Consider the following 13,645-nt stretch of genomic DNA (forward strand, 5'->3'; position numbering starts at 1 on the left):
TTTTTTATGTCTAATAAAATCTACTTTACTCCCGGGCCCTCTCAACTTTTCTACACTTTTGAAGAGCATCTCAAGAAAGCTATATTCAACGACATTCCTTCCATCTCTCATCGAAGTTCCGCATTCATTAAGGTAATGCAAGAAACCACAGAAGCTCTTGTGGAGTTATTGGAGCTTCCAGAAGGATATGACATCTATTTTCTCAACTCTGCCAATGAAGCTTGGGATCGAATCATTCAAAATTTAATTCAATCAAGTTCGCATCATTTCATTAATGGAGCTTTCAGTAAAAAGTTTTATGATTTTGCGACTCAGCATGCAAAAGAAAGTACGTTGAGTGAAGTTGCTGATGGCGGAACCTTTAGCTCATGGGAAGTGCCTGAAAAAGCAGAATTGATAGGAGTTACAAAGAATGAGACGAGTGTGGGCCACACTTTTCTTGAAGAAGAATTGGAAAATCTTAGACATATTTATCCAGATAAATTAATTGCTTTAGATATCGTTAGCGCAGCTCCTTCCCTTCCAATAAACTTCAAAAACGTAGATACAGCATACTTTTCTGTACAAAAAGCATTTGGTATGCCTAGCGGACTTGGTGTATGGATTGCCAACAAAAGGTGCCATGAAGTAGCAATTAAAAGAGCAGAAAATTCATCGCTCGGATCTTACAGAGCGCTTCCGAATCTGAAAAGGTTCGGAAGTAAGCATCAGACTCCAGAAACACCCAACATGTTATTCATATACCTATTGGGTCAAATAGCCAAAGACATTTTGCAAATGGGCGTCAAAAAGATGCGCAATGACACCACTTACAAAGCAGCAATTCTTAACCAAATGGTGTCTAATCATTCACAGCTTGATCATTTTGTGACATCAAAAGAACATCGCTCAAAAACGACAGTTGTTGCCAAAACAGAAAAATCAGGAGAAATACTTAGATTCTTCCAAAAGAAGGGTTTGATATTGGGAGATGGCTATGGTGTTAACAAGGAAAATCATATCAGAATAGCTAACTTCCCTACGCACTCGAAGGAGTCCATCGAAATGATCTGCGACTTAATGGACAAAGTAGAATAATATTCTGTTTAGGTGAAACATTTTGCAGTTTTCAGAGTATTATTTTATCAACATGCATATTTTAAGAAAAAATATTTTGAAAAAGAGAATAATGATTGCTGATTCATCAAATATCAATAATACCTTTGCACCTATAAACGCCTATAAAGTTGATCACACCGCTTAAAAAAATCATCGTTTGCCTTGGCCATTCAGACATGGATAAGGAGCTTATTGAGAATGCATGTTCAATAAGCAAAATTGCTGGAACAGAAGAAATCACTTTTCTCAACATCATCAAAGATTTTAACCTTCCCGAATCAGTACTTAAAGAATTTCCCGACCTTCTAGACAAAGCGCTGGATGAACGAAAGGATGAAATCAAAAAGTTGATAGGCAGTCATTTCAAGTGTGATGTGTCCACAAAAATACTTGTCCGTCAAGGTGGAGAAACAAAAGAAATACTTCGAGCCGCTGACGAAATAAAGTCAGATTTAATTGTTCTCGGTAGAAAAAAAGTAAGTGATTCAGTTTTAAGCACCCGAGTGGCCAGAAGGTCGCCATGTAACCTCCTTCTTATACCGGAAGGTGTGGAACTTAAGTTTGATAAAATCTTCATCCCTGTAGATTTCTCTGATTATTCTTCACTTTCGCTTGGAAGAACCATGCTTCTCACGAAAGAATTGAAATCGAAAGTATATCTTCAGAACGTCTATCAGGTTCCATCAAGCTATCGGTATTCTGGCAAAACCTATGAAGAGTTTGCTGAAATCATGAAAGGTCATGCAACAAAAGACCTTGAGATTTTAATCAAGAATGTGGCAAAAGATTCTCAAGAATTAATTCCAGTTTGCTCACTTGATAAAGATGGTAAAATAATTGATCTGGCTTTGAAAGAAGCCACCAAAAAGAAAGTTGACTTAATCGTTATGGGAGCAAAAGGTAGAACCACTACCTCTGCCCTGTTTATTGGAAGCAAATCTGAACGCATGATTCGGATAAATGAAGATATACCATTAATGATTATCCGAAAGAAAGGGGCTGTCGCGGGTATCTTGGAATCGCTTATCGATTTGAGTTAACTCCGCAATTTATCAAGCAGACCGTTGAGCGTCTGGGCTTCCTGCTCTGTGAGCGTATTGATGGATGATTCCCAGTCACTCATTTTTTCATCCATTTCTTCAAGTAGCTCCAATCCTTTATTGGATATCAATACATCTACAGCTCTGCGATCATTTGAGCACTGCCTTCTGATCACCAATTCTTTTTGTTCCAATTTATCAATGATGCGTGATGCGTTAGAGCTTTTGTCAAGCATTCTATCAATCAGCAAATTTACAGTAGCTGGTTTTGGATGTTGTCCCCTCAATATGCGTAGAATGTTGAATTGCGGTGTGGTGAGTCCATAGGACTTAAACAATTGCAAATTTTCCTGATTTAACCATGAGTTGGTATAAATAATATTGACAATGGCTTTTGAAAATTCACTCTTAAACTTTTGTTGCTTTATCTCTTCTGCAATACCCATAGATATATTTTAAATACAATTACATTAAATGTAACAACATTCCTTAAAAAAGGTTGCCTTTACAAAATAATTTGGCGAGGAGATTAAACCTTCACCTATCTTTAACATCTAAGCCTCGTACCCACCTGAAAAAATTTGGAAGATCTTATCATAGAAAAGATTCGTGAAGAAGAGACTCGCAATTACGGGTTTAATTTGCTCGTACGAGAGTATCAAGAACGCATTTATTGGCATGTCCGAAAAATGGTTATTGATCATGATGACGCAGATGATCTCGTCCAGGAAATTTTCGTAAAAGTCTGGCATAACCTTGGCAAGTTTAGGGAGGACTCAAAACTCTACACCTGGATCTACAGGATAGCAACTAATGAATGCCTCAACTTTCTCAAAAAGAAAAAGAAACGTTTCTTTTTACCCATTCATGATCTAGAAGGAGAGTTGACTGAAAAGCTAGTCAACTCTACAGAGCCATCAGGCGATGAAGTAGAAATGAAGCTTCAGAAAGCATTATTAAAACTACCTGATAAACAACGAATGGTATTTAACATGAAATACTTTGAAGATATGAAGTTTGCAGAGATAGCGGAAATTACAGGAACCAGTGTTGGAGCCCTCAAAGCAAGCTATCACCATGCAGTCAAAAAAATTGAAGATTTTATAAATACTGATTAAACCTTTTGCTGGTTAAATGATCTAAAGAACAACGGATGAAATACAAACTTGACGATATCGACAAAAAGGAAGCCTTCAAAGTGCCAGAAGGATACTTTGAAGATTTGTCCTTAAAGATCCAAACGCGGATTGCAAAAGAGCAAAAACCTCGAAGTGTTAAAATTCCAGCATGGAGTTTGGCCTTGGCAGCATCCGTCCTTTTGCTGGTTACTTTCATATTTATCATACCAGAAAGTAATCCAAGCACGGAAGAACTCCTCGCAGAAATATCCCAAGAAGAGATAATAGCCTATCTGGATCAAATAGATCTGGATGAATACGATATTGCTTCAGCCATTGGAGATGAAGTCAATGAATTGGAATTTGAAGATACAAACGTGTTAGATGGCATTGACATAGGTGACGAATCCATTGATAACGTACTATTAGAATATGAATTAGCAGACGAATACTTATAAAGATGAAAAGAATATTATTATTAATCGTAGTATGCAGCTCGGTTGGAGCTTTCGGACAAAGTCCAGAAGCTTTGAAAAAGATCGAAGCTGCTAAAATTGCACTCATAACCGAACGGCTAGAACTAACTCCTCAACAAGCAGAAAAATTCTGGCCTATCTATCGTGAGTTTGGTAAGGAAAGACAATTGATTAGAAAAGATTTCAATCAAGCCAGAAGGACATTTGACCCAAACAAGGCAACTGAAGAGGAGAATAAAAAAATGCTGGAAATGGCCAATCAGGTGAAGGAACGACAGTTAAAGTTGGAGCGTGAATATTCTGATAGAATTTTAAAAGTGATCACTTCACGTCAACTAAACAACTTGCGCAAAGCTGAAAATGACTTTAAAGAAATGCTCTTGCGAAGGATACGCGCTCAGCAAATGCAGCGCCAGAAACAAAAAAGAAACAACGATCGGCTGAACGATCGACGTAACTAACACCTACCCCTACCTGATGAATCGGACAGTCACCATAATGGTGCTGCTGACCATAGCGCTACCTTCTCAATCGCAAGATACTTTGAGCTATGCTGAGCAGCTGAGAGCAATTGAGGATGAATTGGATTCCCTATCCATATTCAACCTTATCGATAGTCTTTTTTCTTTAGACGCCAAGCCTTCAAGTGAGCTCAATGTGCGATTTGGATTTACTACAAACGTGACAAGTGCAGGCCGCGATTATAACCTGAGTCAGAGTGGCTTATCTCCAGGACTATCCTATTACCATAAATCTGGTTTCTATGGAGATTTAGCAGGGTATTGGAATAGCGGAGTTGATCCTGGCTACAATCCAACAATCTTGTCAGCCGGTTATCTAGGTAATTTTCAGAACCCAAAATGGAGCTATTCGCTAGACGCCGAACGGTGGTTTTACAACCCAAAGGATTCATCCAATAACCCACTCACTTATTCAGCAGGAAGTTCACTCACTTACGATTTCAAATGGGGGTTTGCTTCTGTTGACTATTCATTTCTTTTTGGAGAAGAAACAGCAAACAGAATCATAACCAACCTTACGGGAACGATTAACCTTGGTAAATGGTGGATATTCAAAAGTATAAGCCTTTATCCATCTGCAAGTATGATGGCAGGTAATAGTGACATTACTCAATTGCGAATCACCAATCGTGAAGTCAGTGAGCAAACGGCGAATCGTATCAGGCGAATAGATTCTTTTGCCAATCTAACAGACGATCAAAGAAGATTTATGGCTTTGCTCATTTTCCGTTCATTCAATAATCAAGTAATAACAGAACAGGAGAGAAATGAGCTGTTAATCAACTTAAGAAATGCAGAAGAATTAACACTTGAAAATCAGCAAGCTTTGCAAACAATTGCCAATGAAGGATACGAGATAACTGAGTTTAGGGATAGCAACAAGTTCGGAATATTAAATTATGCACTCACCCTACCCCTCTCATTGTCAACCAATCGATTCTACCTTCTTTTAAGTTATACCTATAGCATTCCAGTCCAATTACCAGGTGAGTTTATTGAGGTGGATCCTATCGGATATTTCGGTGCTTCAATTTCCTACAGAATACCTTTCAAATAATCACTGCCGAAAAGGAATAATAACCTACCTTTGCATCCCGTAACAAGGAAAAGGAAAACGCTCTTCATGTCTAAAACGAAATACATTTTTGTTACGGGCGGTGTAACATCTTCCCTAGGAAAAGGAATCATCGCAGCTTCTCTCGGTAAATTACTACAGGCCAGAGGCTTATCCGTAACCATTCAGAAATTTGACCCTTACATCAACATTGATCCGGGCACACTTAATCCATACGAGCATGGAGAATGCTACGTCACAAATGATGGAGCAGAGACAGATTTGGATCTGGGTCACTATGAGCGATTTCTTAGCATAGAAACCTCACAGGCCAACAATGTTACGACTGGACGAATTTATTATAACGTTATTCAAAAAGAGCGACAAGGGAAATTTCTCGGAAAAACCGTCCAGGTTATCCCACACATAACAGACGAAATTAAAAACAACATCTATAAACTTGGTGAGACTGGAAAGTACGATGTGGTAATCACTGAAATCGGTGGTTGTGTAGGTGACATTGAATCACTGCCATTTGTGGAAGCCGTAAGGCAAGCCAAATTTGAACTTGGCCCTACAAACAGCATTTCCATACATCTGACATTGATTCCATATCTAAAAGCATCAGGAGAGTTGAAGACAAAACCTACTCAACATTCCGTTAAAGAACTCTTAGAAGCTGGAATACAGCCTGATATTTTAGTATGTCGATCCGAATATCCTATTAATCAAGATATTAGAAAAAAATTAGCGCTTTTCTGTAACGTTCCTATCAACTCTGTCATCGAAGCTTTAGACGCATCTACAATTTACGATGTGCCAATCTTGATGAGGAAAGAAAAACTGGATGAACGTGTGCTCACTAAATTCAAAATGCCTTACAAGAAGGAACCGAAGATTGTGAAGTGGAAAGAGTTCCTAGGTAGATTAAAGAACCCTACAGACTCAGTAAACATCGGACTTATTGGTAAATACGTAGAGTTACAGGATGCGTACAAATCCATTGCTGAATCTTTCATTCATGCAGGGGCTGCCAATGAATGTAAGGTAAATGTGCATTGGATACATGCTGAGGAGCTTGATGGAGACAATGTACATAAAGCGCTAGGTAGTCTTGATGGAATTTTGGTTGCCCCAGGTTTTGGAGAGCGTGGAATAGAAGGGAAAATATATGCGGTCCAATATGCTCGAGAAAACAAAATTCCATTCTTTGGCATTTGTTTGGGAATGCAATGTGCAGTCATTGAGTTTGCCAGAAACGTGCTTGGAAAGAAAAAAGCCAACAGTAAAGAAATGGCCAAAACCTCCTACCCTGTCATTGATCTGATGGAAAGTCAGAAAAACATCAAGGATATGGGTGGTACGATGCGACTTGGAGCATATGTTTGCGAACTCAAAAAAGGAAGCAAAGCTTATGCAGCTTATGGTTCGAAAAAGATCATGGAACGCCACAGGCATAGATACGAGTTTAACAACAAGTTCTTGGAAGAGTATGAAAATGCGGGCATGACCGCCACTGGAATTAACCCGGACACCAACCTCGTGGAAATCATGGAAATAAAAGACCACCCGTGGTTTGTAGGAACGCAGTACCATCCTGAACTGAAATCAACGGTGATGGATCCCCACCCACTATTTGTAAAATTTATCAAAGCGTCGCTTGACCAAAAGAAAAGTCAAGAAGCATAATTCTTAATAAATGGATAGAAATCAATTTATCGGACTAATCCTAATGTTTGCCTTATTGGCAGTTTACTTTACCTGGTTTGCTCCAGACCCTCCCTCTCCTGAAGAATTAGCAACTCAGGAAGAGCAGGTATCTCAGCCAATTACTCAATCAACACCTGAAGAAACACCCTCCACTATTCAGACAATTCCTGACTCAGTGCAGGCTTCCCTCAACACGCAGAAGTACGGTGCATTTGCATTTGCAGGTGAAGGGGCAGAAGAGCTGAAAACCATAGAGAATGAAGATTTAAAGATTTCCTTCTCAAGCAAGGGAGGAAGGATAAAGGATGTGATCTTAAAAAATCATAAAGATTACATGGGAAATCCATTGGTCTTGATGGATGGATCTAAATCTAAGACTGATTTGATTGTGGATCACAGTGGAAGAAACATCAACCTATCTGATCTATCATTCACGAACAATGTGAGAACTTTCGGAGATACCACTCAAATCTCCTACGTTCTGTCAAATGGAGATTTTTCCATCACTCAACAGTATCTCATACCCCCTACCGGATTTGAGGTTGCCTATAGCATTGAAGCAAAAGGACTGAATACCATTTTAAATCCAACCGATGTTAATTTCAACTGGTATCATGCGATCAATCGTGCTGAAAACAACCTGGACGATAGTCGTCTGAATAGCAACGTAAGGTATTATCGAGCAGATGATGAATATGATGATTTGTCACAGAGATCTACCGAGTTTGAAGAAGAAACACTGGGGACACAAGTGAAATGGGTGTCTTTCAAGCAAAAGTTTTTCAGTGCTGCAATCATCGCAAAAAATGCTTTCAAATCTGGCTATGTTAGCCAGTCGGTAGATTTTGCGGATACTACATCTGTCAAAAACCTATCCATGCAAATGCTGATACCTTATTCAGACTTTGTTAATGGATTTAGTGCTCGGTACTACTTCGGATCGAACAAGTATGACGTACTTAAAAGGGTAGCTCCCGAATTCGAAGAGAATTTAGATATGGGTTGGGGACCTCTACCCCTAGTCAACAAATATTTGATCATTCCCATTTTTCATTTCCTTGAAAGGTTCCTTAGCAATTATGGAGTAATCATTTTGATCGTGGTAATTGTCATCAGATTGATGCTTTCACCATTGACCTGGAAATCTCACATGTCCATGGCTAAGATGCGTGCAATGAAACCAGAGCTTGATGAAATCAAAGCTAAGCACGATGGCGATATGCAAAAAGCTCAGCAAGAGCAGATGAAATTGTATCAACAAGTAGGCATCAATCCTGTCAGCGGTTGTATTCCTATGCTGTTGCAAATGCCTATACTTTTCTCCTTATTCTTCTTCTTTCCAAATGCAGTTGAGTTAAGGCAGGAGTCTTTTTTATGGGCGCATGATTTATCAACGTATGATAGTGTGTTGACACTCCCATTCACCATCCCATTCTATGGAAATCATGTGAGCTTATTCACACTACTGATGACCTTGTCTACAATTCTATATACCTGGAGTAATAGTCAAATCACGACGGTCCAAGGACCGATGAAGACACTTCAGTACATGATGCCTATCATGTTCCTATTTGTTTTGAATAGCTACGCTTCAGGGCTTACCTTCTATTATTTTGTATCCAACATGACCACTTTTGGGCAGACCGTCTTATTTAGAAAAATAATTGATGAAGACAAGATTCATAACTTACTCCAGGAGAATAAAAAGAAGAACGTCAACAAGAAGAAGTCAAAATTTCAGACGAGGCTGGAAGATGCCATGAAAGCAAATCAGGAAGCTCAGAAAAAGAATAAAAAGAAAAAATAGATTGTTGATATCTACGTTAAAAACCTTGATTTGAATTCATTGAATCAAGGTTTTTCTTTTTTACACAAGTTATTCACAACATGACTATCTTGAGAACAGGTTGGATATATTTGTGTCCTTTACACTACCTGGAATCACATCTCAAAATAAAATTATATGGGTAAGATCATTTCTATTGCAAATCAAAAAGGAGGAGTTGGTAAGACGACCTCAGCTATAAATCTAGCTGCTAGTCTAGCTGCTTTAGAATTTAAAACGCTCATTGTAGATGCTGATCCACAAGCAAACGCTACATCGGGAGTTGGCATAGATCCCAAGAACGTAGAGGTAAGTATTTACGAGTGCATGGTAGATGGCGCAAGCGCTAAAGAAAGCATTGTTGAAACTCAGATTAAGTTTTTAGACCTTCTACCTTCTCATATTGATTTAGTTGGTGCTGAAGTAGAAATGGTCAACATTGAAGAGCGTGAAGAAAAAATGAAGTTGGCTCTTGCTGAAATCAGAGATGACTATGATTTCATCATCATCGACTGCTCTCCATCCTTGGGTTTGATTACGATAAATGCCCTCACTGCATCCGACTCTGTAGTTGTTCCTGTTCAATGCGAATATTTCGCCTTGGAAGGACTGGGTAAACTTCTCAATACCATTAAGATCATTCAAACCCGATTGAATCAAGATTTAGAAATAGAGGGAATTCTTCTCACCATGTATGATGTGAGGTTGAACCTTGCCAATCAGGTTGTAGAAGAAGTAAAAATGCATTTTGAGTCAATGGTTTTCGACACCATGATTCCACGAAACATTAAACTAAGTGAGTCTCCGGGATTTGGCATGCCAGCAATCACACATGATGCAGACAGCAAAGGATCGATAAGTTATCTCAACTTAGCCAAAGAAATTTTAGTAAGAAACGAAGTAAAAGCAGCCTGAAGAAATCATGGCAGAGAGTAAATTCAAGAAAAGGTCTGGCCTAGGAAGAGGACTAGGAGCTCTTCTAGAAGATTCTGGAGAGAAAGAAAGAATCAGTGGCTCTGGCGCAACGCCAAAAGGAGCAATCGATGAGATTGAGATTTCAAAAATTGAAACCAATCCATGGCAACCACGAACTGATTTCGATGAAGATGCATTAAATGATTTAGCTGAATCAATTAAAGTTCAGGGAATCATTCAACCCATCACGGTTCGAGCCCTCAGTGAAAAAGAATTCCAACTTATTTCTGGAGAAAGAAGGCTTCAGGCAAGCAAAAAAGCAGGCTTAAAAACCATTCCAGCCTACATAAGAATTGCGGATGACCAGCAGATGCTGGAGATGGCTCTTATAGAAAATATTCAACGTGAAAATCTCAATGCTATTGAAATTGCGTTAAGTTATCAACGACTCTTGGCAGAGTGCGATTTAAAGCAGGAGCAGCTTGGTGATCGGGTTGGGAAAAACCGAAGCACGGTCACCAACTACCTACGCTTACTAAAGCTTCCACCGGATATACAAATAGCCTTGAGAGACAATAAGCTGAGCATGGGACATGCCAGGGCACTTATATCTATCGATGACGTATCCAGACAATTGGATATTTTCAATCAAATCATCAAACAAGACCTGTCCGTAAGAAAGGTGGAGGAATTGGTGAGGTCCAATGGCAAGAAGGAAGAAGTTGATGCGAAATCAGGGATTATTGATCCTGAGATTAAAAAGCTCCAGGGCAAACTTTCGACCCACTTTGGGTCTAAAATTGCCATAAAATCAAATGATCAAAACAAGGGGGAAATCAAAATACCATTCTCCTCAACAGATGACTTAAATCGCATCTTAGAAATTTTGGACATTTAGATTTTTGGGATTTGTTGCCGATCGCGCAAAGTTCTAAGCACTTTGCGCTAAATCTTTCCTGAATATCACTCACATTTTCCACTTTAGGCGCGAACTTTGCGAAGCAATTGCACGAATGATGAAAAAACTACTATTCGTATTTAGCTTCAGCGCTGCTTTTATGCTTCAAGCACAAGATAAACCTGTGCTTATTACTGATTCCACCTTCACAAAAGTGGAAGACGATGCAGAACTGTTTCAAGAAGTATCAGAGCTAAATCCACAAAGAGCTGCACTCCTATCCGCTATATTCCCAGGGTTGGGCCAGGCCTACAATAAGCAGTATTGGAAAGTTCCCATAGTCTTAGCCGGTGTAATCACCTTTGCCCATTTTATCGATTACAATAACAAAGTGTACCATGGCTTACGAAATGCCGCGCTTCTTACCTCCAGAGATTCAGGCAGCAACCCCTATCAGTCCATCATTACAACAGAGACGGCATTGGTTAGAAACAGGGACGTTTTTAGAAGGAATAGAGACTTTCTAATCATTTTAGGGTCAGCATTTTACATTCTGCAGATAGTAGATGCACATGTATCCGCTCATCTTGAAGAGTTTAAGCTAAATGACAAACTTGCTTTAGGGATAGAGCCATCTATTCAATCAACTCCATTATTTTCGCAGGCTGTAGGAGTTTCTTTTGTATTGAAATTTTAGCGAATGAAAATTGCTTTGATCGGATATGGTAAGATGGGAAAAGCCATCGAGAAAATTGCTTTGGAAGCAGGGCACACTGTTTCTTTGATTGTGCAAGGCGATTCAGATCTCAGGAATTTAGATTCCAATGTGGACCTGGCCATTGAGTTTACTCAGCCTGAATCCGCATTCAAAAACATCACTCATTGTCTCAAAAAGGGCACACCTGTAATATCAGGAACCACAGGGTGGCTTGATAAACTCCCTGAAGTGAATGAAATGTGCAAAGCAGCAAACGGAACCTTCCTTTACGCTTCAAATTTCAGCATAGGTGTGAATTTATTCTTCGAGCTCAACAATTGGCTTGCTCAGAAAATGGCGCAGTTGGATTTCAAACCATCGCTTACTGAAGTACATCACACAGAAAAGAAAGATAGTCCTAGTGGGACGGCAATTACGCTGGCAGAAGGAATTATGGCCTCCCACTCTTCCATCGATGAATGGATAAACGCTGAATCTGCCGATCATAAAAAATTAGGAATAGTTTCTGAGCGCACACCCAACGTACCGGGTACTCATACCGTAAGCTATTCATCTCCTTTAGAGTCCATCGATATTACACACACAGCACATGACCGGAGCGTATTCGCTGAAGGTGTGGTAAAAGTAGGCGAATGGATTCGCGAGAAGAAGGGAGTTTATACAATGTCAGACTTTATTAACGATAACTAACTATATGTACTTTCACGATTTTAATCCAATCTTTGTAATCACGTCCCTGATTTTATGGTACGTTCTTCAAGGTACTGCCTACTATAAATTCTTCGAGAAAGCAGGAAAGGAAGGTTGGAAAGGCTTTGTTCCAATTTTGAATTACTATGTGCACCTTGAAATTGTGGGACGACCAAAGTGGTGGGTGGCGCTACTATTCGTCCCGGTCATCAATTTCTTTGTTGGCCTTACCATGCATCTTGACTTAATGAAATCCTTTGGTAAGTACACTTATCTGGATCAAGTTCTTGGGGTGGTCTTTGCTCCGTTCTACATGAACTACATTGCTTGGTCAGACACTAAGTATATCGATAAGGCTACAGAAATTCCAAAACCGAAGAAATCATTTGGTAAGGAATGGTTTGAAGCGATCGTCTTTGCCGTTTTCTGCGCAACGTTTGTTCGATGGATTTTCATGGAAGCTTATGTGATTCCCACTGGATCCATGGAAAGGTCACTTTTAGTTGGCGACTTCCTATTTGTAAGCAAAGCCGAATACGGCCCACGAACACCACAAACCCCGTTGCAAATTCCGTTGACACATCAGACCATCTGGGGAACAGAGGTGCCGTCATACATCCCTGGTGTTTCGCTTCCAAGTTTAAGACTTCCTTCACTTGGGAAAGTGGAGAGGAACGATGTGGTTGTTTTTAACTATCCTGTGAACGATAACTACAATCAGCGCAAGGATGGTGACTATCATCCAATGGACCTGAAAACGCACTATATAAAAAGATGTGTAGCCATTGCCGGAGAAACCATAGAAATAAAGGACACACAAGTTTATGTGAATGGAGAGCCAAGCGTAAATCCTCCATTGATGCAGCATCAGTATTTTGTGCGAACGAATGAATCTATTCGAGAGCGTGTATTTGAAAATTTAAATGTGAATCCATACAACAGTGTCTCCAGGCATCCCAATGGATACTTTGTTCAAATGCCACCAGAAGGAGCAAATGAATTTGAAAAACTCCCTTTTGTTGAAAATGTAACCTTGCAATTAATTCCAGAAGGAGAAGCCGAAAGAAATATCTTTCCAAACGCACTTTATTTTCCGTGGAACAGAGATTTTTTCGGACCACTTACAGTGCCCGCTAGAGACATGACCATAGAGGTCAATGAAGAAACCCTCGCCATGTACGGCTCTACCATCACTAACTATGAAGGTCATGATTCTGTAGTGATTGATGTAGATAAACTAACGGTAAATGGTGAACAACTAACCGAATATACGTTTAAGAAAGACTACTATTTCATGATGGGAGACAATAGGCATGCTTCGGACGATTCTCGCTATTGGGGGTTTGTGCCTGAAGATAATATTGTTGGGGAAGCATCTTTCATTTGGATGTCATTTGATACAAACGGTAGCTTCCTAAATAAAATCAGGTGGAGTAGGCTGTTCGATGGAATAGAATAATCAGGAAAGCCACCTGACCAGCATGAACAGGCCGATGAAAAAGCCTGTACCTAAGGCCAAAAAGAAAAACATAGCAAGGCACCCAGGAATGAGTGCCTTTTTTTCAGTATCAGATTTGTAAAA

General features: G+C 39.5%; 14 protein-coding genes. 13 read left to right on the plus strand and 1 reads right to left on the minus strand.

What is annotated here, in order from left to right; all coding sequences use genetic code 11:
• Positions 1-6: 6 nt before the first annotated feature.
• Together ABJF57_RS07705 and ABJF57_RS07710 are read left to right on the plus strand one after the other, a co-directional pair.
• Positions 7-1,077 (plus strand): aminotransferase class V-fold PLP-dependent enzyme, encoded by a 1,071-nt coding sequence (locus ABJF57_RS07705; RefSeq protein ID WP_462233969.1) that lies wholly within the window; start codon positions 7-9, stop codon positions 1,075-1,077.
• Between the two features lie 149 nt (positions 1,078-1,226).
• Positions 1,227-2,138 (plus strand): universal stress protein, encoded by a 912-nt coding sequence (locus tag ABJF57_RS07710; protein WP_462233971.1) that lies wholly within the window; start codon positions 1,227-1,229, stop codon positions 2,136-2,138.
• Here ABJF57_RS07710 and ABJF57_RS07715 read toward each other — a convergent pair.
• Positions 2,135-2,584: a MarR family winged helix-turn-helix transcriptional regulator gene (locus ABJF57_RS07715; RefSeq protein WP_462233973.1), complete on the minus strand. Its 450-nt coding sequence runs from the start codon at positions 2,582-2,584 to the stop codon at positions 2,135-2,137. The two genes, ABJF57_RS07710 and ABJF57_RS07715, sit on opposite strands and share 4 nt — an antisense overlap.
• Before the next feature lie 135 nt (positions 2,585-2,719).
• On the opposite strand from ABJF57_RS07715, the gene ABJF57_RS07720 reads away from it, so the two are divergent.
• From ABJF57_RS07720 to lepB, 11 genes are all read left to right on the plus strand, one after another.
• Positions 2,720-3,256, plus strand: a complete 537-nt coding sequence (locus ABJF57_RS07720; RefSeq protein ID WP_462233975.1) for an RNA polymerase sigma factor — start codon at positions 2,720-2,722, stop codon at positions 3,254-3,256.
• Positions 3,257-3,291: 35 nt separating this feature from the next.
• The gene (locus ABJF57_RS07725; RefSeq protein WP_462233977.1) at positions 3,292-3,714 is read left to right on the plus strand and encodes a hypothetical protein; all 423 of its coding nucleotides are present in this window, start codon (positions 3,292-3,294) and stop codon (positions 3,712-3,714) included.
• A 2-nt stretch (positions 3,715-3,716) separates the two neighbouring features.
• Positions 3,717-4,193 carry a hypothetical protein gene (locus ABJF57_RS07730; RefSeq protein ID WP_462233978.1) on the plus strand — a complete coding sequence of 159 codons (477 nt, stop codon included), beginning with the start codon at positions 3,717-3,719 and terminating at the stop codon, positions 4,191-4,193.
• Between the two features lie 16 nt (positions 4,194-4,209).
• The gene (locus ABJF57_RS07735; RefSeq protein ID WP_462233980.1) at positions 4,210-5,310 is read left to right on the plus strand and encodes a TorF family putative porin; all 1,101 of its coding nucleotides are present in this window, start codon (positions 4,210-4,212) and stop codon (positions 5,308-5,310) included.
• A 66-nt stretch (positions 5,311-5,376) separates the two neighbouring features.
• Complete coding sequence (locus tag ABJF57_RS07740; RefSeq protein WP_462233982.1) at positions 5,377-6,996, plus strand: CTP synthase; 1,620 nt, start codon at positions 5,377-5,379, stop codon at positions 6,994-6,996.
• 10 nt (positions 6,997-7,006) lie between these two features.
• Positions 7,007-8,824, plus strand: coding sequence for a membrane protein insertase YidC (yidC, locus tag ABJF57_RS07745; protein ID WP_462233984.1), 1,818 nt, complete (start codon positions 7,007-7,009; stop codon positions 8,822-8,824).
• Positions 8,825-8,980: 156 nt separating this feature from the next.
• Positions 8,981-9,757: a ParA family protein gene (locus ABJF57_RS07750; RefSeq protein ID WP_462233985.1), complete on the plus strand. Its 777-nt coding sequence runs from the start codon at positions 8,981-8,983 to the stop codon at positions 9,755-9,757.
• 7 nt (positions 9,758-9,764) lie between these two features.
• A complete protein-coding gene (locus ABJF57_RS07755; protein WP_462233987.1) occupies positions 9,765-10,655 on the plus strand; it encodes a ParB/RepB/Spo0J family partition protein in 891 nt (296 codons plus the stop codon).
• 115 nt (positions 10,656-10,770) lie between these two features.
• Positions 10,771-11,352: a DUF5683 domain-containing protein gene (locus ABJF57_RS07760; RefSeq protein ID WP_462233989.1), complete on the plus strand. Its 582-nt coding sequence runs from the start codon at positions 10,771-10,773 to the stop codon at positions 11,350-11,352.
• Positions 11,353-11,355: 3 nt separating this feature from the next.
• On the plus strand, positions 11,356-12,063 hold the full coding sequence (dapB, locus tag ABJF57_RS07765; RefSeq protein ID WP_462233991.1) for a 4-hydroxy-tetrahydrodipicolinate reductase: 708 nt from the start codon (positions 11,356-11,358) through the stop codon (positions 12,061-12,063).
• A gap of 4 nt (positions 12,064-12,067) precedes the next feature.
• The gene (gene lepB / locus ABJF57_RS07770; RefSeq protein ID WP_462233993.1) at positions 12,068-13,522 is read left to right on the plus strand and encodes a signal peptidase I; all 1,455 of its coding nucleotides are present in this window, start codon (positions 12,068-12,070) and stop codon (positions 13,520-13,522) included.
• The last annotated feature ends 123 nt before the right edge of the window (positions 13,523-13,645 follow it).

It is taken from the genome of Ekhidna sp. (genome assembly GCF_039940915.1).
In the GTDB taxonomy this organism is placed as follows: Bacteria; Bacteroidota; Bacteroidia; order Cytophagales; family Cyclobacteriaceae; genus Ekhidna.